This is a genomic window from Rhodoferax saidenbachensis (assembly GCF_001955715.1).
GTDB lineage: Bacteria > Pseudomonadota > Gammaproteobacteria > Burkholderiales > Burkholderiaceae_C > Allorhodoferax > Allorhodoferax saidenbachensis.
In genome coordinates, this window is record NZ_CP019239.1 from 238820 (window position 1) to 264099 (window position 25280).

The 25280-nt window shown below is 62.7% G+C and carries 20 protein-coding genes; 15 read left to right on the plus strand and 5 right to left on the minus strand.

The genetic code is table 11. From position 1 onward, the window contains the following. Positions 1–17: 17 nt before the first annotated feature. On the minus strand, positions 18–1568 hold the full coding sequence (locus RS694_RS01170) for a YifB family Mg chelatase-like AAA ATPase (RefSeq protein ID WP_029707893.1): 1551 nt from the start codon (positions 1566–1568) through the stop codon (positions 18–20). Between the two features lie 251 nt (positions 1569–1819). Here RS694_RS01170 and glnK point away from each other — a divergent pair, with 251 nt between their 5' ends. From glnK to glcF, 6 genes are all read left to right on the plus strand, one after another. Then, positions 1820–2158: a P-II family nitrogen regulator gene (gene glnK / locus RS694_RS01175; protein ID WP_029707891.1), complete on the plus strand. Its 339-nt coding sequence runs from the start codon at positions 1820–1822 to the stop codon at positions 2156–2158. Positions 2159–2177: 19 nt separating this feature from the next. Continuing rightward, positions 2178–3695, plus strand: coding sequence for an ammonium transporter (locus tag RS694_RS01180; RefSeq protein WP_029707889.1), 1518 nt, complete (start codon positions 2178–2180; stop codon positions 3693–3695). A gap of 208 nt (positions 3696–3903) precedes the next feature. Continuing rightward, complete coding sequence (locus RS694_RS01185; protein ID WP_029707887.1) at positions 3904–4770, plus strand: aldose 1-epimerase; 867 nt, start codon at positions 3904–3906, stop codon at positions 4768–4770. After that, the gene (locus RS694_RS01190) at positions 4767–5678 is read left to right on the plus strand and encodes an SMP-30/gluconolactonase/LRE family protein (RefSeq protein WP_029707886.1); all 912 of its coding nucleotides are present in this window, start codon (positions 4767–4769) and stop codon (positions 5676–5678) included. Before RS694_RS01185 ends, RS694_RS01190 begins: the two co-directional genes overlap by 4 nt. A 343-nt stretch (positions 5679–6021) precedes the next feature. Continuing rightward, positions 6022–7245: a glycolate oxidase subunit GlcE gene (gene glcE, locus RS694_RS01195; protein ID WP_037247376.1), complete on the plus strand. Its 1224-nt coding sequence runs from the start codon at positions 6022–6024 to the stop codon at positions 7243–7245. Further along, positions 7223–8464, plus strand: a complete 1242-nt coding sequence (gene glcF / locus RS694_RS01200) for a glycolate oxidase subunit GlcF (RefSeq protein ID WP_029707884.1) — start codon at positions 7223–7225, stop codon at positions 8462–8464. Before glcE ends, glcF begins: the two co-directional genes overlap by 23 nt. Before the next feature lie 10 nt (positions 8465–8474). Here glcF and RS694_RS01205 read toward each other — a convergent pair whose 3' ends face one another. Beyond that, on the minus strand, positions 8475–8960 hold the full coding sequence (locus tag RS694_RS01205) for a glutathione peroxidase (protein WP_029707883.1): 486 nt from the start codon (positions 8958–8960) through the stop codon (positions 8475–8477). Between the two features lie 213 nt (positions 8961–9173). Between RS694_RS01205 and RS694_RS01210 the strand changes: the two genes are divergently transcribed. After that, positions 9174–10328, plus strand: a complete 1155-nt coding sequence (locus RS694_RS01210) for a GGDEF domain-containing protein (protein WP_152528821.1) — start codon at positions 9174–9176, stop codon at positions 10326–10328. 234 nt (positions 10329–10562) lie between these two features. Here the strand turns inward: RS694_RS01210 and lplT are convergent, their stop codons facing one another. Next, a complete protein-coding gene (gene lplT, locus RS694_RS01215) occupies positions 10563–11846 on the minus strand; it encodes a lysophospholipid transporter LplT (RefSeq protein WP_029707881.1) in 1284 nt (427 codons plus the stop codon). 126 nt (positions 11847–11972) lie between these two features. Between lplT and alr the strand changes: the two genes are divergently transcribed. After that, entirely contained in the window at positions 11973–13064 is a 1092-nt protein-coding gene (alr, locus tag RS694_RS01220; protein WP_029707880.1) for an alanine racemase, read from the plus strand. 6 nt (positions 13065–13070) lie between these two features. Next, a complete protein-coding gene (locus RS694_RS01225; RefSeq protein ID WP_029707878.1) occupies positions 13071–14285 on the plus strand; it encodes an HD-GYP domain-containing protein in 1215 nt (404 codons plus the stop codon). Here the strand turns inward: RS694_RS01225 and RS694_RS01230 are convergent. Together RS694_RS01230 and mgtA are read right to left on the minus strand one after the other, a co-directional pair. Next, on the minus strand, positions 14282–16876 hold the full coding sequence (locus RS694_RS01230) for a cation-translocating P-type ATPase (protein WP_029707877.1): 2595 nt from the start codon (positions 16874–16876) through the stop codon (positions 14282–14284). The two genes, RS694_RS01225 and RS694_RS01230, sit on opposite strands and share 4 nt — an antisense overlap. Beyond that, positions 16837–19347: a magnesium-translocating P-type ATPase gene (gene mgtA, locus RS694_RS01235; protein ID WP_029707876.1), complete on the minus strand. Its 2511-nt coding sequence runs from the start codon at positions 19345–19347 to the stop codon at positions 16837–16839. Before mgtA ends, RS694_RS01230 begins: the two co-directional genes overlap by 40 nt. A gap of 130 nt (positions 19348–19477) precedes the next feature. Between mgtA and radA the strand changes: the two genes are divergently transcribed. The 6 genes from radA to RS694_RS01265 all read left to right on the plus strand — a co-directional run bounded on the left by radA (position 19478) and on the right by RS694_RS01265 (position 25280). Further along, positions 19478–20845, plus strand: coding sequence for a DNA repair protein RadA (gene radA / locus RS694_RS01240; RefSeq protein WP_029707875.1), 1368 nt, complete (start codon positions 19478–19480; stop codon positions 20843–20845). A gap of 84 nt (positions 20846–20929) precedes the next feature. Beyond that, positions 20930–22705 carry a methyl-accepting chemotaxis protein gene (locus tag RS694_RS01245; protein WP_029707874.1) on the plus strand — a complete coding sequence of 592 codons (1776 nt, stop codon included), beginning with the start codon at positions 20930–20932 and terminating at the stop codon, positions 22703–22705. A gap of 86 nt (positions 22706–22791) precedes the next feature. Further along, the gene (locus RS694_RS01250) at positions 22792–23190 is read left to right on the plus strand and encodes a DUF1924 domain-containing protein (protein ID WP_029707873.1); all 399 of its coding nucleotides are present in this window, start codon (positions 22792–22794) and stop codon (positions 23188–23190) included. Positions 23191–23222: 32 nt separating this feature from the next. After that, the gene (locus RS694_RS01255; RefSeq protein WP_029707872.1) at positions 23223–23759 is read left to right on the plus strand and encodes a diheme cytochrome c; all 537 of its coding nucleotides are present in this window, start codon (positions 23223–23225) and stop codon (positions 23757–23759) included. 36 nt (positions 23760–23795) lie between these two features. Beyond that, positions 23796–24563: a cytochrome b/b6 domain-containing protein gene (locus RS694_RS01260; RefSeq protein ID WP_029707871.1), complete on the plus strand. Its 768-nt coding sequence runs from the start codon at positions 23796–23798 to the stop codon at positions 24561–24563. A 48-nt stretch (positions 24564–24611) separates the two neighbouring features. Beyond that, positions 24612–25280 (plus strand): response regulator transcription factor, encoded by a 669-nt coding sequence (locus RS694_RS01265; protein WP_029707869.1) that lies wholly within the window; start codon positions 24612–24614, stop codon positions 25278–25280.

Here is a 25280-nt window from a genome sequence, read left to right on the forward strand (position 1 = left end):
ACTAAATCAATAGCATTTCAGATGCTTTGGCGCAAAACGCGGCGGTACTGCATGGCTTCCGCCACATGCACCAGTTCGGTGGTGTCCGAACCTGCGAGGTCCGCAATGGTGCGGGCAATCTTCAGTGCGCGGTGTGTTCCGCGCGCCGACCAGCCTAATTGCGCTGATGCGGATTGCAGAAACTTGAGAGCGGCAGGGTCGAGCTGTGCGTGGGTGTCAATTTCCTGCCCGGCCAGCGCTTGGTTGGTTTTGCCCTGCCGCAGTTGCGCCCGCGCGCGCGCGGCGGTGCTGCGCTGGCGGATGTCGGCGGTGCTTTCGCCCGGCGGGGTGTTCAGCAGCTCGGTGGACGGCAGGGAAGGTACTTCCACATGCAGGTCGATGCGGTCCATCAAAGGGCCGCTGAGCTTGGACTGGTAGCGGTGAATCTGGTCCGGCGTGCAGCGGCAACTGCGCAGGGAGGAGCCCTGAAATCCGCACGGACAGGGATTCATGGCGCCTATCAACTGGAACCGGGCGGGAAACTCTGATCGGTGTGCGGCTCTGGCAATCGTGATGGTGCCGGTCTCCAGGGGTTCACGCAAAGCCTCTAAAGCGGCGCGGGAGAACTCTGCAATTTCGTCGAGGAACAAAATTCCATGGTGCGCCATGGAGATTTCTCCGGGGCGCGGAGGCGATCCGCCACCGACCAATGCCACCGCGCTGGCCGTATGGTGCGGGCTGGATGTGGGCCTTTGCCCGTAGCGCTCCATGGAGAACCGTCCGGTCAGGCTGCCGATGGCGGCGCTTTGCAGTGCCTCCTCACTCGACATTTCTGGCAACAGTCCGGCAAACCGCTGGGCCAGCATGGACTTGCCGGAGCCTGGAGCGCCCACCAGCAGCAGACTGTGCCCACCTGCGGCGGCAATCTCCAGCGCCCGTTTGGCTGCGGCCTGGCCTTTCACGTCGGCCATGTCTGCACTGGCCGCACGCAGGACCGGTGCCAGGGCTGACATCTGGGCCCAGCCGTCATCGGCTTCTTCGGCGTCGGGTGGCAACACATTCGCTCCGCCTTCCGGCGCAAAGTGGCGCACAACGTCCAGCAGATGCCTGGCCCGGTAAACCTGTGCACCCGGCACCAGGGCCGCTTCTTCCGCACTACCAGGCGGCAGTACCAGTTTGGCCCCGACTGTGCCCATATGCAAGGCCAAAGCCGTCGCCAGTGCACCACGAACGGGCCGCAACTCCCCGGACAGTGACAACTCACCCGCAAACTCATACCCGGCGAGTTTGGCGCCGTCGATCTGGCCACTGGCCGCCAATATGCCCAGAGCGATGGGTAAATCCAGGCGGCCAGAATCTTTGGGCAAATCGGCCGGCGCCAGATTCACGGTAATACGCTTGGTTAAAGGGAACTCAAGCTGTGAGTTCTGGATGGCACAGCGCACCCGCTCGCGCGCCTCCTTGACCTCTACATCGGCCAGACCCACCAGCGTGAAGCTGGGTAACCCGTTCGCGAGATGGACTTCCACGGTGACCTGGGTGGCCTCCAGGCCCAGCAGGGCACGGCTTTGCACCAAAGATAAGCTCATACACCAATCCTCCCAAAACAGTGCGCAATATCCCGGTGCATCCGATCTGGCCGCACCAATGGCGTGCATGCTGGTTATTTATACAGTTATCTTAACGCATGTCATCTGAAAAGGGTGCACACCAACGCAACAGATTTTCAAAGTCTGGTTGGCACGCCTCCTGCTTAGAACATAGGTCTCCCGATCCCTGGAGCAGCAGACTATCCAGGTCCGGTGTCTGCAATCAACCGTTTAGAAGCTGAGGTGAACACATGAAACTAGTGACGGCCATCATCAAACCGTTCAAGCTCGATGAGGTGCGCGAAGCCTTGTCGGGTATTGGTGTGCAAGGCATTACCGTCACCGAAGTCAAAGGCTTCGGTCGTCAAAAAGGCCATACAGAGCTGTACCGCGGTGCGGAATACGTGGTCGACTTTTTGCCCAAGGTAAAAATCGAAGCCGCCATTGACGACGCTCTCGTGGAACGTGTCATCGAAGCGATTGAAGGTGCTGCACGCACCGGCAAGATCGGCGACGGAAAAATCTTCGTCTACAACCTGGAACAGGTTGTGCGCATTCGTACCGGCGAAACCGGCAAAGAAGCGCTGTAACCAGAAAGAGAGCAACAACATGAAAAAACTGCTTGTATCCCTGGCCTTGGGCCTGAGCCTGATTGGCGCGGGAAGCTTTGCGATGGCGCAAACCGCCGCCGCTCCCGCTGCTGAAGCCCCTGCTGCTGCAGCGCCCGCCGCTGAAACCAAACCCGCTGACGCGGCTGCCCCTGCTGCCGCTCCCGCTGCTGCAGCGGCCGCTGCGCCAGCCGCCGCTCCCGCACCGGTTCCCAACAAGGGCGACACCGCCTGGATGGCAACCGCGACCGCCCTGGTTCTGTTCATGACCATCCCCGGTCTGGCCCTGTTCTACGGTGGCCTGGTGCGCAGCAAGAATATGCTGTCGGTCCTGATGCAGGTCTTCGTTGTCACGTCGCTGATCTATGTGCTGTGGGCCGTTTACGGTTACACGCTGGCATTTGGTGGTGACGGCGCCTTCTTCGGCACGCTGGACAAACTCTTCCTCAAAGGTATCACCCCTGACTCCATCGCTGCAACGTTCAGCAAGGGTGTGGTTATCCCCGAGCTGAGCTTTGTTGCCTTCCAGGCCACGTTTGCTGCTATCACCTGTGCCCTGATCGTGGGTGCATTTGCCGAGCGCATCAAGTTCTCCGCCGTGCTGGCTTTCAGCGTGTTGTGGTTCACTTTCAGCTACCTGCCCATGGCACACATGGTCTGGTACTGGGCCGGCCCTGACGCGATCACTGACGCAGCTTCTCTGGAAAAAGTGGTGGGCGCTGCCGGTTACCTGTGGGCCAAGGGCGCACTGGACTTCGCTGGTGGTACCGTCGTGCACATCAACGCCGCTGTGGCCGGTTTGGTCGGTGCCTACGTGGTTGGCAAGCGCATTGGTTACGGCAAGGAACCCATGGCCCCTCACAGCCTGACACTGACCATGGTCGGTGCTGCCATGCTGTGGTTCGGCTGGTTCGGTTTCAACGCTGGCTCCAATCTGGAAGCCAATGGCCTGGCTGCCCTGGCTTTCATCAACACCATGCTGGCGACCGCTGCGGCGACCCTGGCCTGGATCACCGGTGAAGCGCTGACCCGTGGCAAGGCTTCCATGCTCGGCGCAGCGTCTGGTGCTGTGGCCGGTCTGGTTGCCATTACACCTGCTTGCGGTTTTGTGGGCCCCATGGGCGCCATCATCATCGGCCTGGTTGGCGGTTTCGCCTGCCTGTGGGGTGTCAACGGTCTGAAGAAACTGCTGGGTGCAGACGACTCTCTGGATGTGTTTGGTGTGCACGGCGTGGGCGGTATCGTCGGCGCCCTGCTGACCGGTGTGTTTGCAGCGCCATCGCTGGGGGGCACTGGCGTGTACGACTATGTGGCCAACGCAGTGGGTGCTGAGTACTCCATCGCCAGCCAGGTCTGGATTCAAGCGCAAGGCGTTCTGGTCACCATCGTGCTGTCGGGTGTGGTGTCGTTCATCGCCTTCAAGCTGGTGGACCTGACCATCGGCCTGCGTGTTAGCGAAGAAGACGAGCGCGAAGGCCTGGACATCACGTCCCACGGCGAAACCGCTTACAACCGCTAAGCGACTGACAGACTTGTATTTAGTGAGATAGCGAGACAGTCTCCTTTCTTCTTGAGACTTCGGCCCGGCAGAACTTCGGTTCTCCCGGGCCGTTTTTTTGCCCGAACCGGGCGCACCATTTTTCGCCGGACCGTCCCAAGTTCTGAACCGCTTGGCGGTCAGCCCCGCCAGCGAAAAATTAGCCCCCTTGGGGGTCATAATTTGGCCCATGCAAAACGATCTGACCCTGCGCTCCAATGAACTGTGGTGCGAAATCAAACCTGAACTTGGCGGCTGCATAGCCGGCCTGTGGCTGGGCGATGTGCCGGTGCTGCGCTCCACCCGCGCACAAGACCTGCACTCGGTGCGCCAGTCGGGCAGCTACCCGCTGGTGCCGTTCTCCAACCGCATTGGCCACGGCCAGCTGCAATGGGCTGGCACCAGCCATCCGCTGGTAAAAAATTTTGAGCCCGAGGCCCATGCCATCCATGGCATCGGCTGGGAGCGGCCCTGGGAGGTGCTGGAGTCCAGCGCCCAGTTCGCCATGCTCTCGTTTGAACACAAGGCCGACACGGCTTGGCCGTTTGACTTCGACAGCTCCCAGGTCTTCAAGATCAGCGACAACGCGCTGGAGATGACTCTCAGCATCACCAACCAGTCCCAGGTCTCCGCGCCCGTGGGGTTGGGGTGGCACCCGTACTTTGCCAAGCACCCGGGCAGCCGCGTCGCGTTCGCCGCCACCGGCCGCTGGGAGATGGGTACCGACAAGCTGCCCACCCACCACGCCGCCCACACCGGGCTGGACAACGACTGCGCTACGCTGACGGTGGACCACTGTTTTGACGGCTGGAACGGCACGCTTCGGCTGGAAGACTCCGTGCTGCGCACGGAGGTCACATCAGCCCTGAGCCGTATCGTGGTGTTCACCACGCCCGAGCGCGACAACATCGCCATCGAACCGGTCAGCCACATCAACAACGCGCTGAACCTGATGGCCCAGACCAGCGCCTCTGCCGAGTCCCTGGGTGTGGTCATCCTGCAGCCCGGTGACACCTATTCCTGCGCCATGCGCATCCAGGTGGAGCGCGCGGTATGAGCTGGCAGCAGTTGGGTGCGCAAACGTTCGAGCTGGGTGAGTCGCCGTTCTGGCATCCGCACGAGCAAACCCTGTACTGGGTCGATATCCCTGGCAAAAAAATCCTGCGTGCCAATGTCTATATGGGCACTGTGCAGGCATGGGACATGCCCAGCGAACCCGGCTGCATTGCACCCGCCGCCAGCGGCGGGTTGGTGATTGCGCTGCGCCATGGTGTCTTCCGTGCACGCGAGTGGGGCGGGGCGCTGGAGCACGTGGTCACGCTGCCGTATGACACCGCCACCGTGCGTGCCAACGACGGCAAATGCGACGCCTTGGGCCGCTTCTGGGTTGGCACAATTGACGAACCCAAGGCCAGCCACGCGGCGGCGCTGTTCTCTATTGACTGCCGCAGCGGCACACCTGTGGTCGCGCGCCAGGCCGGTGACGCACTCACCGCCAACGGCCTGGCCTGGAGCCCGGACAACCGCACGCTCTACTGGGCCGACACGCCGAATCACGTCGTGCACGCCTGGGACTACGACCTGGCTGGCAACACCCTGTCTGCACATCGCGCCTTTCAGCAGTGCGCACCCAAACCTGCGGGTTGGAGCTTTGACAACACCGCCTATGCCGGTCGCCCCGATGGTGCGGCCGTGGATGTGCAAGGCAACTACTACACCGCCATGTTCGAAGGCCGTCGCCTTTGCAAGTTCGCACCCGATGGCCGCTTGCTCGCAGAGATCGCCACCCCTGCGCAGTGCCCCACCATGCCTTGCTTGGGCGGCGAAGACTTGAAGACCCTGTACCTCACCACCGCGCGCCATGGCCGCAGCGCTGAAGAGTTGGACCGTTTCCCCCCATCGGGTGGCGTGTTTTCCATGCGCGTGGACGTGCCCGGCCTGCCGGTGAATTTCTTCGTGGACTAGGGCCTGTTCACACTAATTTCCCGAGTGCGAACGGGGTGCAAACAGTGCCAATCTAGGCGCGCGACGACGCCCAGACCGGGTGTCTGGGCTAGGAGTGCAACAACGAGTGGCACTGTTTGCACCCCGTTCCCTTCGGGTTGCGGCCAAAACTGCCATGCGCGGCGTTGCGAAGCCTTGCCGGGGGGATACCCCGGCTGCGTTTCGCGCCTTGCGCATGGCCTTTTTGATCCGCAACGCATCTGGGGAAATTAGTGTGAACAGGCCCTAGTTTCCAGAATTTTTTGGCGCTTGGCGTTTCAAAAAATTCACGCAGCCTGCGTGCACCGACCCTTACCATCGCTGCATGCTGTCCCCACCCGGATTCGATACCGCCTTGCGCCATGCCACCGACCAGGTGCAGGCCGCAGTCGCGGCGTGCACGCCACTGTGTATTCGCGGGGGCCGCAGCAAAGACTTTTATGTGGGCCAGTCACAGGGCCAGGTGCTGGACACCACGGCCCTGCGAGGCATCCTGAGCTATGAGCCCAGCGAACTGGTCGTGACCGTGGCAGCTGGCACGCCGCTGGCCGAGCTCGAAGCGGTGTTGGCAGAAAAAGGCCAGTGCCTGCCTTTTGAGCCACCGCACTTCACGTGGTCGCAGCCGAACAGAGCGACCCCCGCGGAGCCCTTGGGCGAGCGTTTCACAAATAGTGGCATTGCCACCGGGAGCGCAGCGACGATCGGTGGCATGGTCGCCAGTGGCCTGGCGGGTCCCGCGCGCGCCAGCGTGGGCGGTGTGCGTGACTATGTGTTGGGCCTGAAATTGCTCAACGGCCGCGCCGAACACCTGACATTCGGCGGCCAGGTCATGAAGAATGTGGCGGGGTACGACGTCTCGCGCCTGATGGTCGGCGCTTTAGGCACGCTGGGGCTGATCACCGAGGTTTCACTGAAAGTGTTGCCGCGTGCGCCGGCCGAGGCCACGCTGGTGTTTGCGCTGGACCAGACCACTGCGCTGGAGCACTTGCACCGCTGGGGCGGCCAGCCGCTGCCACTCAATGCCAGCCGCTGGGAACCGGTGGCGCAGGGCGCGGGCCAATTGTGGGTGCGCCTGCGCGGTGCCATCGCTGCGGTGGAAGCGGCCTGCCAGACCTTGCTGCGGGATGTGCCGGGTGAACGTGTGGCTCCATCGGATGCGGCATCCGGCTGGGAGCAGTGCCGCAACCAGATAGCGCCTTTTTTCCAGCGCCCAACAGATGACAGCCTGGCGCTGTGGCGTCTGAGCGTGGCGCAGACTGCGCCGGTCATGAACTTGCCCTGGGCGCCGCTGGTCGAGTGGCATGGTGGCCTGCGCTGGTTGTGGGCGCCCGCTGATGCTGCCGTGCAGCTGCAGTCGGCAGCCTTGGCTGCACGCGGAAACGCTACTGTTTTTGTAGCTGCTCGCGCACATTCCACAGGGGCTACAGGCCAATTTGGCACTGAAAATCCAGTGCAGGCGGTGATTGCGCAGCGCCTCAAGGCGGCGTTTGACCCGCACGGCATCTTCAATCCAAGTCTGACTTCTGATGCAAACCACGCTCGCGCCTGAGTACCAAGGTACCCCCGATGGCCTCGCCGCCGAGGCGATCTTGCGCAAGTGTGTGCACTGCGGGTTTTGCACCGCCACCTGCCCCACGTACCAGTTGCTGGGCGACGAACTGGATGGCCCGCGCGGGCGCATCTACCTGATGAAGCAGGTGCTCGAAGGCGAGACACCCACGCGCGCCACGCAGATGCACCTGGACCGCTGCCTGACCTGCCGCAACTGCGAAACGACCTGTCCCTCGGGTGTGGACTACGGCCACCTGGTCGACATCGGCCGCAAGCTGGTGGACGCCAAGGTGCAGCGCCCGGCCAGCGAAAACGTGGTGCGCTGGGCGCTGAAAGAAGGCCTGACGTCCAAACTCTTTGCGCCTGCCATGCAGTTGGGGCAACTGGTGCGTCCGCTGCTGCCGCAGGCCCTGAAAAACAAGGTGCCAGCGCGCCAGGACGCGGGCACCTGGCCCACCCGCAGCCACGCGCGCAAGGTGCTGATGTTGGGCGGCTGTGTGCAGCCGTCCATGTCGCCCAATATCAATGCCGCCACCGCGCGTGTGCTCGATGCGGCGGGCATCCAGACTGTGCTGGCCGCGCAGGCCGGTTGCTGCGGCGCCGTCAAATTCCACCTCAACGACCAGGAGGGCGGCCTGGCCCAGATGCGCAACAACATCGATGCATGGTGGCCGCAGGTGGAAGCCGGTGCGGTGGAGTGCATTGTCATGAACGCCTCGGGCTGCGGCGTCACGGTCAAGGAATACGGACACCTGTTGCAGGGTGACCCGGCCTATGCCGACAAGGCGCAGCGCATCAGCGCGCTGACACGTGATCTGAGCGAGTTGCTGCCCCTGCTGGTGCCGCTGCTCAAAGACAAGGTGGCGCTCCCCGCAGACGCCCCGCAGGAAACCATCGCCTTCCACCCGCCCTGCACCTTGCAGCACGGACAAAAAATCAAGGGAGTGGTGGAACTACATCTCGCGGAGCTGGGGTTGAACCTTTGCACCAGCAACAACGAAGCCCATCTGTGCTGCGGCTCAGCCGGTACCTACAGCGTGCTGCAACCCGAACTGTCCACCCGTCTGCGCGACCGCAAGCTGGGCCATCTGGAGGCCTTGCAGCCTGCAGTGATCGTGTCGGCCAATATCGGTTGTATTACCCACCTGCAAAGCGGCACCGATACACCGGTGCGGCATTGGGTGGAGTTGCTGGATGCCGCCCTGACGGGTAGTTGACCCCGCAGCTTCAGGCGGCCAGCGCTGCCTCAATATCCTTGGACAGACTGGCAGGTGTGTCCGTCGGCGCATAGCGCTTCAATACGCTGCCATCCTTGCCGATCAGGAACTTGGTGAAGTTCCACTTGATGGCCTTGGTGCCCAGCAGGCCCGGGGCCTCCTTGGTCAGCCACTGGTACAGCGGGTGGGCGCCGCCACCGTTGACATCGATCTTGGCCATCATGGGAAAACTCACACCGTAGTTGAGTTGGCAGAATTCGGAGATCTCATCGTTGCTGCCCTTGTCCTGTGCGCCAAACTGGTTGCAGGGAAAGCCCAGCACCACCAAACCCTTCTCGCCATAACTCTTGTGCAGCGCCTCCAGCCCGGCAAACTGCGGCGTGAAGCCGCAGGCGCTGGCGGTGTTGACAATCAGCAAGGCCTTGCCTTTGAAGTGGCTCAGGGCAACCGATGTGCCATTGATTTGCTGGGCTTCGAAGTCGTAAATGGTGGTCATGAAAAAGTTTTCCCAAGTTGCGTTCAGCCGAGAACATAGCACTTCCGAAAAAAACTTGTTTCAAGCGCAGTTTGCTGAGAAGATGATTGCAAACAATAGCGTGAAGGCAGACGTATGGAGATGGCGGGGCCCCCTGTGGGCAAGTGGCAGCGCCTGGGGCAGTGGCTTCTCGCGCACATGCGGCAATACGATGTGGTTCAGGGAGAGGCAACGATGGAGTCCGTGCGCCGGCTCCGCGTCTTCGCGCTGGTGGTCCTGGTGCTCAATGTGGTGTATGTGTGCCTCTTCTGGCTGGGGAGGGACGGATCGGGCGGTGACTTGCAGGCCCGCTACCGCAACGCCATTGGTTGGGCCCATTTCTACATGGGGCTGGCGATGCTCTTGTTGGGCTTTCTGGCCTGGCGCCTGTTGCGCCAGAGTGAACGCGGCAGTTACCGCGCCATCGTGTTGCAACTGCTGGCCTGTGCCAGCGGCATGTTGTTCGCGATTGCCGTGTCGGTGATCGATCAGATGGTGACCTCCGGCATTACCCCGTTTGCGATTGTGTCGCTGCTGATCGCCGTGGTGTCGTTGATGCGCCCGGCCATGGCCATCCCGGTGTTCGGTGTGAACTACCTGGTTTTTTACCAGGTGGCCGATCTGACCCAGAAAGATCCAGCGTTGCTGGCCCGCATACGCGGAGATGCGCTGGTGGTATCCATTCTGAGTCTCGTGGTCTCGACCCTGGTGCTGCGCCAGTACATGGGCTCTGTATTGTTGCGCCGCGAAATTGTGCGGGCGCACCAGGCGCTGGCCGAGAAACAGGCCGAGCTGGCCTTCACCGCCACCCACGACGAGTTGACGGGCCTGTACAACCGACGCGAATTCATGCGTCTGGCGGTGATCGAACTGTCGCGCGCCTCGCGCACGCCGGGCCCGACTTGCCTGTTGATGCTGGACATCGACTTCTTCAAGAAAATCAATGACCAGCACGGCCACCCCGCGGGTGATGAAGTGCTGCAGCAGGTCGCCCAGCTTCTGACCAAGGGCGTGCGCGCGATGGATGTGGTGGCGCGGCTCGGTGGCGAAGAGTTCATTGTGTTGCTGCCCAATACCGGGCGCGCCGGCGCCAGTGCCGTGGCGGAGAAGCTACGCATGACGCTGGCACAGGCGCCGCTGCAGTTGCAATCCCTGGCCTTGCCGGTGACGGCCAGTTTTGGCCTCAGCGAGTTGCCCGCAGGCATGGCCGGTACCTTGGAAGATTTGTACAAGGCCGCTGACAAGGCCCTTTATGTGGCCAAGCGGCAAGGCCGCAACCGGGTGGAGTTTGATGTGGCGAAGTTCGATCCGCCGTCACCGAGTTTCCGCAGTCTCAGCGCTGGCGATTGAGGTGGTCCGAGGACGGAGGTAGGGGACAAATCCGCGCCAGGCTGCTATGCCCGCAGTGGTGAAACGTGGGGGCCAAATTTTCCGCAGGGCCGCCCCAAGGAAAATTAGCCCCCGAGGGGCTGAAGGCTGCGGCTCCAGAGCCACCTGCGTGGCTTCGGACAGCCTGAAGAGCCCTAGCCTCTGGCTGGGCCTGATCAGCGACCCGCGCAGCGGCGGAGCGTGGGGGCAATATTTTTAGCCGTGCAGGTTGTCGCTGCGCGCGATATCCAGCAGGTGTTCCACCTCTTCGGCATGTTCACGGCAGTTGCGTGCATGCCAGCGTTTGATCAGCCACATGAAGCCTGCCACCACCACACCAAACACGGTGATGGCGCCAAAGGCGGAAAGCCCCATGCCGGTGGACAGGCTGTAGAACGCGCCCAGTCCCAGAATGCAGGCCTGTTCGTTGAAGTTCTGCACCGCGATGGAACGCCCTGCGCCCATCAGGTTATGGCCGCGGTGCTGCAGCAGCGCATTCATGGGCACCACCAGAAACCCCCCCAGGCCACCCAGCAAGATCAGGAACGGCGCTGCCACCCAGACGTTGGTAATGAAATTGAGCAGGATCACCAGCAGGCCCATGGCGATACCCAGCGGCATCACATTGGTCGCCTGGTCCAACTTCATGCGCATGGAGGCTGCCACGGCACCGACGGCCGTACCGATGGCCACCACGCCCACCAGTGCCGAGGCCTGCGTCACGCTGTAACCCAGTGCCGCTGCGGCCCAAGCCAGCACGATGTAGCGCAGGTTGCCACTGACCCCCCAGAACAGGGTGGTGGTGGAGAGTGAAATCTGGCCCAGCCGGTCGCGCCACAGGCGCAGGTTGCAGTTCCAGAAGTCCGGCAACAGGGAGATCATGCGCTCGGGCAGCGGGCGCATGGGTACACCGGTCAGCGGGATGCGGGTATTGAACCAGGCGGCGGCGATGTAGACAAAAATCAGCACGCAGATGGCGGCCTCGGGTGCCGTGTCTATGCTGGTGGTGATGAAGGGAAAGTCAAAAGACAACAGGGCCGAAGAGATGTTGTGGCCTACCAGTTGCCCACCCAGCAGCACGCCCAGGATGATGGAGGCAATCGTCAGGCCCTCAATCCAGCCGTTGGCCTTGACCAGTTGCGAGGACGGCAGCAGCTCGGTGAGGATGCCGTATTTCGCCGGTGAGTAGGCCGCCGCGCCCAAGCCAACGATGGCATAGGCCATCAGCGGATGGGTGCCAAACAGCATCATCAGGCAGCCCACAATCTTGATGCCATTGCTGATCAGCATGACCTTGCCCTTGGGCAAGGCGTCGGCAAAGGCGCCGACAAAAGGTGCCAGTACCACATAAAACAGCGCGAACATGGGCACCAGCGCGGCCTGCTGCCATTCAGGCGCGCCGCTGCTGCGTAACAGTTGTACCGCTCCCACGAACAGCGCGTTGTCGGCCAGCGAGCTGAAAAACTGCGCTGACATGATGGTGTAAAAACCGCGTTTCATCGATAGGGTGGGCGCGCATCAGTGTTTCTAATGCGGTGGGTATTGTTGTGAGACTCCAAACGTGCTGCGGTTATAGCATGCCGGGCAATGTCAAAATCCCTACATTCCGCGCCTCAATTCCTTGCCATGCCCCGTCCCATCCAAGCCACTATCCATATCCAGTCCTTGCGCCACAACCTCGCGCAGGCGCGTTTGCGGGCACCGGATGCCAAGGTGTGGGCCGTAGTCAAGGCCAACGCCTATGGCCACGGCATCGAACATGTGTTTGACGGCCTGCGCGGTGCCGACGGTTTTGCGCTGCTGGACTTTGCCGAGGCCAAGCGTGTGCGTGACCTGGGCTGGCGCGGCCCCATCCTGATGTTAGAGGGCGCGTTTGAATTGCGCGACCTGGAGCTGTGCTCGCGTCTGGACCTGTGGCACACGGTGCACTCTGAGGCGCAGATCGACATGCTGGCGGCCCACAAGACCAATGTGCCGCAGCGTGTGTTCCTCAAGATGAACTCCGGCATGAACCGCCTGGGTTTTGCACCGTCCCAGATGCGCGCCGCCTGGACACGCCTGAACGCGCTGCCCCAGGTAGACGAAATTTCCCTGATGACCCACTTCAGCGACGCGGATGGTCCGCGGGGCGTGGCCACCCAAATGGCACTGTTTGCGCAGGCCACCGACGACCTGCCCGGTGAGCGCTCGCTGGCCAACAGCGCGGCCACCCTGCGCCACCCGGACAGCGTAGCCGCCTCGGACTGGGTGCGCCCCGGCATTGCGATCTACGGCAGCGCGCCCGACTACCCGGAGCATGACGCTGCGCACTGGGGTTTGCAGCCGACCATGACGCTTGCTGCAAAAATCATAGCTGTTCAGGCACTGTCCACCGGGGCTACGGTCGGATATGGCTCCAATTTCGTGGCCGATGCGCCGATGCGCATTGGGGTGGTGGCCTGCGGTTATGCCGACGGTTACCCGCGCATCTGCCCCAGCGGCACACCGGTTCTGGTGAACGGGGTGCGAACCCGTACCGTGGGCCGCGTCAGCATGGACATGCTCACTGTGGACCTGGGGCCGGTACCCGATGCCGACGTGGGCAGCGAGGTCACCTTGTGGGGGCGCGCAACCAATGGCGCGTGGCTGACGATTGATGAAGTGGCGGCCCTGGCCGGTACAGTGGGTTATGAATTGATGTGTGCCCTGGCGGCACGTGTACCTGTGGTGGTGGCCTAGGCCCTTATGAACTACATCCCTATTCCCATCTCCATGCTGGAAGTCGGCAAACCCTTGCCCGTAGACGTCTGGAGCGGTAACGGCCAGCAATTGTTGTTGCGCAAGGGCCAGCCCATCGTGTCGGAGCAGCACCGCGACAAGTTGCATGCCCACCAGGCCTGCTCTACTGCCACCGAAGGCCTGGCCTGGCAACAGGCGTATGAGCGCATGGTGCACCAGATGCTGCGCGACGGCGTGGACGTGCTCACCATTGCCACGGCACCCATGCCCAGCGTCATCCTGGAGCGCGACTATGTGGTCGGGCAGCAGTTCAGCGGCGGCTGGCTGGACATTCAGGAGGTGCTGCGCGGTGTGTTGTACCAGGGCGGCCTGGCGATCAACCCGCTGCCGCGGCTGGCCGGGCTGGAGCGCAAATGCGCGGCGCTGTTGAAGTCCGACACCGACGACAGCCTGTTCTGCCTGTTCCAGGCACTGGCCGACGGCACGCTGGGCTACTGCGCTACCAATGCACTGCTGTGCGCCGTGGTGTGTGACCTGGCCGGACAAAAACTGGGCCTGGACCCGATGCAGCGCCAGACTTTGCGGCGCGCTGCGCTGACCATGAACATCGGCATGGCGCGCGAGCAGGACTCGTTGGCGCGCCAAAGTGAACCCCTCACGCCCGAGCAACGCACCTTGATCGCCGACCATCCGTGGCGCAGTGTGGACATTCTGGTGACGCTGGGGATCGATGACGAAGACGTGCTGGACATCGTGCGCTGGCACCATGCACCGCAGTCGCCCAAGGCCATGTCACGCAACCTGGCCAGCCGCCGATTGCTGCACTTGGCCGATGGGTTTGTCGCGCGTATGGCCGGGCGCAAGACACGCATGTCGTTTGCCCCGGTCAAGGCCGTCAAGTCCATGGTCATGGGGGCTGAGGGCGAAGTGGTGGGCGTGGGCTCGGCCATGGCGCAGGCCGTAGGGTTTTACCCGCCGGGCAGCTACGTGCAACTGACCAATGGCGAGACCGCCGTGTCGGTGCAGCGCGGCGAACGCGCCAACACGCCCTGGGTGGTCCCCATTGTGGACAAGGACGGCATGCCCATCAGCAAATACGTGGGCCGCAACACCGCGACCGAGACCGCCTACGCCATTGCCGGCGCAGTGAACTTCGAGAAGGTGCGCGTCACCATCAACCCCGAGAAGGTGCGCCAGGCGCGGGAGCGTATTCCGCGTTAGTGGGGGGCGGTCGCGGTGCTGCGCCAGCGTTTCATCGCCTCAAACCACAGCACACTCGCACCGCCCAGTCCCAGCGCGGCCATCAGATCAAGTGCGGTCAGCGGTGCAAAGAAAAACAAGTTGGCCAGCCACGGCACATACACCGTCAGCGCCATCAGGGCCAGCGCCAGGGCGCTCACGATCCACAAGGTGCGATTGGGTACCTGCAGTGAGGCCCACAGCCCGCCCGAGCGCGAACGGTTGGAGAAAATCAGTGCCAGATTGCCCGCGACCAGAGTCACAAAAACAAAGGCACGGCTGGCATTTGCATCCAGCCAACTGGTGCTCCACAGATAGGCCCCTACGGTCACCAGCAATACGCCCAGGCCTTGCAACAAGGCCAGCAACAACGTCATGCCACCAAAGAGTTGTGCGCTGGCATCGCGCGGCGGACGCTGCATCACATCGGCTTCTTCGGGTTCGTTTTCAAACACCATGGAGCAGGCCGGGTCCACCACCAGCTCCAGAAACGCAATGTGCAGCGGGTACAACAATACCGGCCAACCCATCAGCACGGGCAGCAAGGCCATGCCGGCCACGGGCACATGCACGGCCAGGATGTAGGACATGGATTTGCGCAGGTTGTCAAAAATGCGCCGCCCGAGCTGCACCGCGCCGACGATGGACGCGAAGTTGTCGTCCAGCAGCACCAGGGACGCGGCTTCACGCGCCACGTCGGTGCCGCGTCCGCCCATGGCCACACCCACATGCGCAGCCTTCAGTGCCGGGGCGTCATTCACGCCGTCACCGGTCATGGCTACCACCTCGCCGTTGGCTTTGAGGGCTTGCACGATGCGCAGTTTTTGCTGTGGCGCCACACGCGCGCACACCGACACAGTTTGCATGTGGGTCTGCAGTTCGGCATCGCTCAGAGTGTCTATCGTGTCGCCGGTCAGTACGTTCGCAGCCTCTTTCACAGGTATCCGCGCGGCCCGTGCAATGGCCAGGGCGGTTGTGGGGTAGTCGCCGGTGATCATCACCACACGAATGCCAGCGCTGTGGCACTGCGCCATGGCCAGCGGGATCTCGGCGCGCAGCGGATCTGCCAACCCCAGCAGGCCGACAAATGCAAATTCGAAATCATGCTCAACGGCCGGCCAGTCCGTGCCCGCAAAACGCGCTTCGGCGACGCCCAGCACGCGCAGGCCCTTTGCCGCCATGGCGTCCACCGCCTGCGCGATGCGCTGCTGGGCCGCCGTGTCCAGATGGCACAGGTCGGCAATCGCTTCGGGCGAGCCCTTGGCGGCCACCACATGCGCCTCGCCTTTGACGGCACGCCACACGTGGGACATGGCGCGCAGCTGCGGCGTCAGGCCGTATTCACGCTCCAGCGTCCAATCGCGGTGCAGGTGCTCCGTGCCCGCCAGGAAATGCTGGCCCAGGCGGTGGAAGGCCTTTTCCATCGGGTCAAAGGGCTCCTCCACACTGGCCAGAATGGAGTACTCCACCAGGGTGTGAAAGGTTTCGGGCAGCTCGGCGCTGGCGGCGTAGTCAATGTCCAGTGTGTGGGCGTTGCTTCCATCGGCCTCCTGCACATGCAACTGCGCCACCGTCATGCGGTTTTCGGTTAGCGTGCCGGTTTTGTCCACGCACAACACCGATGTGGCGCCCAGCGTTTCTATCGCGGCAATACGCCGCGTCAGCACCTGCTTCTTGGACAGGCGCCACGCGCCCAGCGCGGGCAAGACGGTGAGCACCACGGTGAATTCTTGTGGCAGCAGCGCCATCGCCAAGGCGATGGCCGCCAGCAGCGCAGCCAGCCAGTCGCCCCGCAACAGGCCAAACGCCAGAAACAAGGCCAGGCTGGCTCCCAGGGCGACGAGCGCCAGCACTTTCACCAGCCGTGCGGTCTGTTTCTTGAGCGGCGAGACCTCGGTGTTCAGGGCGCCCAGCGCAGCACCGATGCGGCCGATCTCGCTACGTGCGCCCGTTGCCGTCACCAGCGCACTGCCGTGGCCCCGTACCAGCAAGGTCCCGGAGTACAGGGTGGATGGGCCGCCCCTAGGCGAGTTGGCCCCCTCGGGGGGCAGCGACCCGCGCAGCGGTGGAGCGTGCGGGTTTTTTTCCACAGGAACTGCTTCACCTGTCAGTAGCGATTCATCGACCTGCATATCTCTGCCCGACAGCAAGGTCGCGTCCGCAGCAATGCGGTCGCCCTCTGCCAGTACCAGTACATCACCGCACACCACGTCACTGCCCGCGATACGGGTGGGAACGCCGTTGCGCAGCACCAGTGCACGCGGGCTGGTGAGATCACGCAGGGCGGCTATGGCCTGTTCGGTTTTTCCTTCTTGGTACAGTGTCAGGGCCAGTACGACCAACACCAGCGCCAGCAGAATCAGGCCCTCCTGCATATCACCCAGCAGGAGATACAACAAGGCCGCCGCCAAGAGCAACGCGAACATGGGCTCGCGCAGGGTTTCCATGGCAATGGCCAGCCAGGTGCGACGGCGGTCCGTGGGCAGCGTGTTGGGCCCGTCTTCGTGCAGACGGGCAGCCGCATCGGCCGCACTCAAGCCCTTGGAGTCTGGATGTGTCGCCGGTAGAACCATTGTTTTCCTCCTTCCACCAAGCTGAGATACCCCACCAGCAAAGCTATCAGCAAGCCAAAAAACGCTGCAGGCAGGGGGGTGAAGCCCAGCATGCCTGCCAACGGTGTGAACGGCAATGCCATGGCAGCCAGTACCACTGCCAGTGATGTGAGCGTCAGCCAGCGGTTCGGGTGGCTGCGCAGCGGGTTGCGACGGGTGCGAATGACGAAAATCACCAGTACCTGGGTGGCGATGGACTCGACAAACCAGCCGGTGCGGAACAGGGTTTCATCGGCCTGGAACAGTCGCAACAGCAGGTAGAAGGTCAGAAAGTCGAACAGCGAACTGATAGGGCCGATCGTCAGCATGAAGTCGCGGATAAAGCCCATGTCCCAGCGTTTGGGCCGGGTCAGATCTTCTGCGTCCACTTCGTCCAGCGGCAACGCAATTTCCGACACGTCATAGAGCAGGTTGTTGAGAAGAATCTGCAGTGGCAGCATCGGCAAAAATGGCAAAAACAAGGTGGCCGCCGCCATGCTGAACATGTTGCCGAAGTTGGAGCTGGTGGCCATCATGATGTACTTCATCACGTTGCCAAAGGTGCGCCGCCCTTCCAGCATGCCAGCATGCAGCACCATCAAATCTTTCTCCAGCAGAATCATCGCGGCAGCCTGTTTGGCTACGTCCACCGCATCGTCCACCGAAATGCCGACATCGGCGGTATGCAGCGACGGCGCGTCATTGATGCCGTCGCCCATATAGCCCACCACATGTCCGCGCGCCTTGAGGGCCAGGATGATGCGGTTCTTCTGGGCCGGGTTCACACGGCAGAACAGATTGACGTCTTCGACGCGCGCGCGTAAGGCATCGTCGTTCATGCTGGCAAGCTCCGTGCCGGTAAGCACGCCAGTGATGGCAATGCCGAGCTGCGTGCACACATGGCGCGTCACCCGTTCGTTGTCGCCGGTGACGATTTTTACGGCCACGCCGCTGTCGGCCATAGTCTGCAGGGCCTGCCCGGCGCTGGCCTTGGGCGGGTCCAAAAATGCGGCAAAGCCCGCAAACACCAGCGCGCTCTCGTCTGAAATCACTGCATGCGGATGGTCTTGCGGAACTGGCTTCCACGCAATGCCCAGCACCCGGAAACCTTCCTCGCTCAGACTGTCAAACAAGGCGTTGATGCGCAGCAGGCTGGCTGCATCCAGTGTCTGCGTGGTACCGCTGGGGTCCTGGAAATGGGTGCAGAGTTTCAGAATGTCTTCAGGGGCCCCTTTGACCAGCAGTTGGCGCTGCGCATCTTTTTCCAGTAGCACCGAGACGCGGCGGCGCTCAAAGTCGAACGGCACCTCATCAATCTTGGCCCAGCCTGTGGCATCGATCTCGCCGTGCGCCAGGATGGCATCATCCAGCGGGCTTTTCAGACCGCTCTCGAAGTAGCTGTTCAGGTAAGCCAGACGCAGCACCTCGGCGTTCTCACGGCCATCGGCATCGACATGGCGCTCCAGGCGGATATGGGCTTCGGTCAGCGTGCCGGTCTTGTCGGTGCATAACACATCCATCGCGCCCATATCCTGAATAGCCGATGGGCGCTTGACGATCACCTTGAGCGCGGCCATGCGCAGTGCACCGCGCGTGAGTGTGACCGAGACCACCATCGGCAGCAGCTCCGGTGTCAGGCCGACAGCCAGTGCGACGGCGAACAGGAAGGATTCGAGCAAGGTGCGGTGCAAGGCCACATTGACCAGGAGCGTGAACAGCACCAACAGCAGCGTCAGGCGCATGATCAGCACGCCAAATTGCCGCGTGCCGATTTCAAAGGCTGTGGGCGGCGCCTTGTCGGCCAGGCTCACTGCAATCTGCCCCAACGCGCTGCTGCTGCCGGTGCGCCCCAGCAATACATGGGCGGAGCCGCTGACCACCGAGCTGCCCATAAACACACTGTCGACTGCGTCCAATTCCCAAGAGGCTTCGGTTGCGGGCACGGTGGCGCGAGCCTTTTTCTCCACCGGATAGGGCTCGCCGGTGAGCTGGGCCTGGTTGACGAAGAAATCTTTGGCCTCCAGCACATGGGCGTCGGCAGGGATCAGGTCGCCAGCGGACAGCAAGACCACGTCGCCGGGCACCAACTGGGCGACGGGGAGGTCGTGGGGTTTGCCGTCGCGCAGCACCGTGGCCGTGACGGCCACCTGCAGCGCGAGCTTGGCCGCAGCCTGGCCGGCGCGGTAGGCCTGCACAAAGTCCAGTGCGACGCTCATGACGACGATCACAGAGATCACGAGTGCGCCACTCAAGTCACCCGTCAGCGCAGAGACACTGGCCGCGGCCAGCAGGATCAGCACCAGCGGATTGCGGAACTGCGCCATAAATTGCAGCAGGGCCGCGCGCTGCACTGCGGGCCGCAACTGGTTGGGGCCCCACTGGGCCAAGCGCTGTTCGGCCTGGGACTGGCTGAGGCCTTCAGTTGCCGAGGGAACAGGCGGGGGCAGCGTCATCCGGTTTTCGTTCGATGGGAAAACTGCAGTCTAGTCTCATGGATACTGCGTGGATAGCTATAAAAACATGAGCATTGACGCAGATCAAGTCGAATGGATATCTGTTGTTTTATACAGTATTATTCGCACCATGGCCAAAGACAAAACCATCTACACCTGCAACGAATGCGGCGGCACCAGCCCCAAGTGGCTGGGCAAATGCCCGCATTGCAACGCCTGGAACACGCTGATCGAATCGGTTGCGCAGGCGGAGTCGGCCGTGAAGAACCGGTTTGCCTCGCTGGCCAAAACGGCGGAAGTCACGGTGCTGTCCGACATTGAGGCCAGTGACGTGGAGCGCACACCCACCGGGCATGAAGAGCTGGACCGGGTGCTGGGCGGCGGCATTGTCGAAGGCGGTGTGGTGTTGATCGGTGGTGACCCCGGCATTGGCAAGTCCACGCTGCTGTTGCAGGCGCTGGATTCCCTGCAACGCTCGGGCAAAAAGACCCTCTATGTGACCGGCGAAGAGAGCGGGGCGCAAGTGGCGCTGCGTTCACGTCGCCTGGGGCTGGACCATTCGCAGGTGAAAGTGCTGGCCGAAATCCAGCTCGAAAAAATCCTCGCCACGCTGGACGCCCAACAACCGGATGTCGCGGTGATCGACTCCATCCAGACGGTTTATTCGGACCAGCTCACCTCGGCCCCGGGCTCGGTGGCCCAGGTGCGCGAATGTGCGGCGCATCTCACGCGCGCCGCCAAGGCCAGTGGTGTCTGCATCGTGCTGGTCGGCCATGTGACCAAAGAGGGCGCGCTGGCCGGGCCGCGGGTGCTGGAGCACATGGTGGACACGGTGCTGTACTTTGAAGGTGACACGCACAGCCAGTTCCGCCTGGTGCGCGCCATCAAAAACCGCTTTGGTGCGGTCAACGAGATCGGCGTGTTTGCCATGACCGAAAAAGGGCTGAAGGGTGTTTCCAATCCCAGCGCCATTTTCCTGAGCCAGCACGCAGAGCCGGTGCCCGGCAGTTGTGTCATGGTCACGCTGGAAGGCACGCGCCCGATGCTGGTGGAAATTCAGGCGCTGGTGGACAGTGGTGGCCCCAGCCCGCGTCGGCTCTCCGTGGGGCTGGACAAGGACCGCCTGGCCATGCTGCTGGCCGTATTGCACCGCCACGCCGGTGTAGCCTGCATGGACCAGGACGTGTTTGTCAACGCGGTAGGCGGTGTGCGCATCACCGAACCGGCCGCCGATCTGGCGGTCATGTTGTCCATTACCTCCAGCTTGCGCGGCAAACCGCTGCCCAAGGGGTTTATCGCCTTTGGCGAAGTGGGGCTGGCGGGCGAGGTGCGCCCTGCGCCGCGCGGCCAGGAGCGCCTGAAGGAAGCTGCCAAGCTGGGCTTCAGCGTGGCCGTGGTGCCCAAGGCCAATGCACCGAAAAAGCCCATCGAAGGCATGACCATCCATGCGGTGGAGCGGGTCGAGCAGGCCATGGAGGTGGTGCGCGGCTTGGGCTGATTCGGGTGAAATCTTGACCTATCGCATTGTGCAGGGCCCGCCGGGTGGATAAGATGAATTAGTTCAATCCTTGGGAACTGCAGCATGAAATCCTCCTACTTCACGTTGGGCGCCAAGTTGTGGTTATTTGTCGCGCTGGTCATGGCACTCCTGGTGTTCACGCTGGTGTTTGCCACCAACCGCAGCACGGAAGTGCAAACACGTGCCGACGCCGCTTTTGCCGCCCAGAACGAGAAGATCAATCTGGCCCTGCAATGGTCTGGTCAGGTGGAAACCCAGCTCACCCGCATCGTTGCCACAGCGACCACGGCCGATCCGGCGATCGATGAACTGTTCAAGGGCCAGATTCCGGCCGGCAGCGCCCGCATCACCGAAGTGCAGAAAAAGGTGGAAACCAGTGGGCTGGACGACACCGAGAAAAAGCTGTTTGACCGTATTGGCGAAGAGCGCAAGGTAGCGCTGGTTTCGCTGGCCAAAGTGCGTGATTTCAAGGCCGCCGGTGACCAGCCCAGTGCGGCTGCTGAGGTCAAAACCAATTTGCTGTCGAGTGTTGATAAATACGTGAAGTCGCTGCAGGAGTTCAGTGAGTTGCAAAGAGGCCGGTACGCAACGCTGAACGAAGGCTTCCAGGTGGAGCGCAATGCCAACGCCTGGATTGCGCGCGGTTTGGTGGCGGGTCTGCTCGTTGCGCTGATCCTGGGCACGCTGGTGCTGATCCGACAGATCCGCCAACCCCTGAAAGAAGCCATTGCCGTGGCGGAGAAGATTGCTTCGGGTGACCTGAGCGCCAAAGTGTCGGTGGACCGTGGCGATGAGTTTGGCGAAATGATGCGGGCCCTTGCCCACATGCAGGAGCAACTGGTGCATCTGGTGTCCGACGTGCGCCGCGGCACCGACAACATTGCCACCGCCAGCGAGGAAATCGCCACCGGCAACCAGGACCTGGCCAACCGCACGGAGCAGACCGCCTCCAATCTCGAAAAAACCGCCTCCAGCATGGAGCAGCTCACCGCCACGGTGAAGCAGTCCGCCGATTCGGCCCGCCAGGCCAACCAGTTGGCCGCGTCTGCCGCCCAGGTGGCGCAACGTGGCGGCAGCGTGGTGAGTCAGGTGGTGACCACCATGGACGACATCAATGCCAGTTCGCGCAAGATCTCCGACATCATCAGCGTGATCGATGGCATCGCGTTCCAGACCAATATCCTGGCGCTGAATGCCGCCGTAGAAGCGGCGCGTGCCGGTGAGCAGGGCCGTGGTTTTGCCGTGGTGGCCAGTGAAGTGCGCTCTCTGGCTGGCCGTTCGGCCGAAGCCGCCAAGGAAATCAAGCTGCTGATTAACACCAGCGTCGACAAGGTGCAGGGCGGCTCTGCCCTCGTGGCGCAGGCTGGTGAAACCATGACAGAAATCGTCAGCTCGGTGCAGCGTGTGACCGACATCATGGGGGAGATCACCGCCGCCACATCTGAGCAGGCCCAGGGCATCGCACAGGTCAATACCGCCGTGAACGAGCTGGACCAGATGACCCAGCAAAACGCCGCGCTGGTGGAAGAGTCGGCCGCCGCAGCCAGCAGCATGAAAGACCAGGCTCAGCGCCTGGCCGAAGTGGTCTCCGCGTTCAAGTTGGACAACCAGTCCGTCGCGGCCAAGGCGGCTCCTGGCAGCAGTACCAAACCCAAGCCATCGACGGCCACGCCACGCCCGGCGCTGGCCAAGCCTGCGGCATCCCCCGCCAAGACCAGCAAACCGGCCACTGGTGCCAAGCCCATGGCCTCCTTGTCGAACAAACCCGCTGCTCCAGCCTCGAAGCCCGTGACCACCGCCAAACCGTCCAACGGGGACGATGACTGGGAAACCTTTTAAGCGACTGACCTGCGCGCTTGTTGCGTCGCCGCTTCTTAAGCGGCATTTAATGTGTGTAGCCCACCATGCAAGGCATGGAGGCTTACATGCATACATTTTTCAGGATTTTGGGTGGGGTGACGCTGGCTTGGGCGTGCGCCACCACGGCGTCGGCGGGCACCCCCGCTGAACAATTGAACGCGCTGGCCGCCCAGGCGGGACGCAGTCCCAATCCGGCCCAAGGTCAACAATTTTTCAATGCCCAACACGGCCGCGAGTGGAGCTGTGCGTCCTGCCACAGCGCACTGCCCACGGGTGACGGCAAACATGCCAGCACCGGCAAGCCCATGGGCCCGCTGGCCCCTGCCTTCAACCCCGAGCGCTTTACCGACCCCGCCAAAAGCGAAAAGTGGTTCCGCCGCAACTGCAATGACGTGCTGGCCCGCGCGTGCACCGCCGCCGAAAAAGCCGATGTGCTGGCCTGGCTGATCAGCCTCAAGCGCTGAAGGCTCACGGTACGTCAACCCAAAGGAAATTTATGGAAAATCGGCCTCTAGCCCTCGTGAAATATGCGCAAGCAGCTCCTAAATGGATAGCAACTTTGGCCCTGACTGGATTAGCGGTGGGCAGCGCCTGGGCCGATTCCAAAGGCCCCATGGTGCCGCCCCTGCCCCAATACCAGGCCGAATGTGCGGCCTGCCACATTGCCTACCCGGCGGGCATGTTGCCTGCTGCGTCCTGGAAACGGGTCATGGGTTCGCTGAGCAAACACTACGGCACCGATGCGTCCCTGGACGAAACCAGTGTGCGCGCAATCAGCCAGTGGTTGCAGGTGAATGCGGGGACCTACAAGCGGGTGCGGGAGGAGCCACCGCAAGACCGTATCACCACCTCGGCCTGGTTTGTGCGCAAACACGATGAGCTGGACCCTGCCATCTGGAAGCAAGCCGCGGTCAAGAGCGCGGCCAACTGCATGGCCTGCCACACGCGGGCCGACAAAGGCAGCTTTAGCGAACGCGAAATCACCTTCCCCAAAGGCCTGGATGCGCGCTTTCGCCGCAACTGGTCTGACTGACCTTCCACCACCTTGCCCCATTTGACGAGGCCCAACATGAACACTACGACCTTTCCCCCCGGCACCGCGCCGGCCCAACCTGGACGCCGCCGTGTGGTGGATGCGCCCACCCGCGTCTTTCACTGGCTATTTGCCCTGAGCTTTCTGGGCGCTTACCTCACGGCCGATGGCGAGCGCTTGCGCCTGCTGCACGTCACGCTGGGCTACACCATGGCGGGCTTGTTGGTCTTTCGCGTGCTGTACGGTCTGCTGGGGCCGCGCCAGGCGGGTCTGACCCTGCTGTGGCGTAAGGTCTCGGGCCTTTGGCCCTGGGCGAAATCGCTCAAGGCCGCCGTGAACACCACTGCGGAAGTGGACGCACACCCGGCGGTGAACTGGCGCCAGGGGCAAAACCTGTTCATGGCGCTGGCCATCGTTGCCTTGTTGATGCTGGTGCTGCCGCTCACGCTGTCGGGTTACGCCACCTACAACGAGTGGGGCGACTTTCTGGGTGGCGACTGGGTAGCAGACGTGCACGAATTCTTTGGCAACACCGTCTTGGCCGTGGTGCTGGCGCATATTGCCGCCATCGTGGGCCTCAGTGTGTTGCGCCGCAAGAATCTGGCGGCACAGATGGTGACCGGCCGTGCCGATGAACCCGGCCCGGACTTGGCCAAGCGCAACCACGGCTGGTTGGCGGCCTTGCTGCTGTGTGCGGTGTTGGCCTACTGGACCTGGGAGTGGCAGCAGTCGCCCCAAGGATTGATCTCGGAGCAGGCCATCAGTGCCGTGCTCAGTGGGCAAGGTGATGGCGAGAACGACTGAGCAGCCGCCATGCACAATAGTCTGACCAGTTCCCACGGAGTCCATTGAATGCGCGTGTTGCTTGCCGAAGACGATGCCATGCTGGGCGACGGCCTGCGGGCCGGGCTGCGCCAGCTGGGTTTTCAGGTCGACTGGGTGCGCGATGGTCTGGCGGCCGAGCGCGAGTTGTCAGGTGGCGAGTACACCGCTGCCGTGCTGGACCTGGGTTTGCCGGGCAAGGACGGCCTGGACGTGCTGCAGGCCCTGCGCAGCGCAGGCGTGGTCACCCCGGTGTTGGTGCTGACGGCTCGGGACGCGGTGCCCGACCGCATCCGCGGGCTGGACCTGGGTGCCGATGACTATGTGCTCAAGCCCGTGGACTTGCATGAACTGGCCGCGCGCCTGCGCTCGCTGGTGCGGCGCTCGCATGGGGTTGCACAAGAGGTATTGCAGATGGGTGCTCTGGCACTGGAACCCGGCACCCGCCGGGTACTTTGGCAAGGTGCGGAGGTGACCTTGTCCACCCGCGAGTTTGACCTCTTGCATGCGCTGATGCGCAGCGCCGGGCGGGTGCTCTCGCGCGAACAGCTGGAGCAGCAGATGTACAGCTGGGGCCACGAGGTGGAGAGCAATGCGATTGAGGTGCACATCCACCACCTGCGGCGCAAGCTGCAGGCCGATGCCATCCAGACCGTGCGGGGCGTGGGCTACCGCGTGAATCCGCAGCCGGGCGCCTGA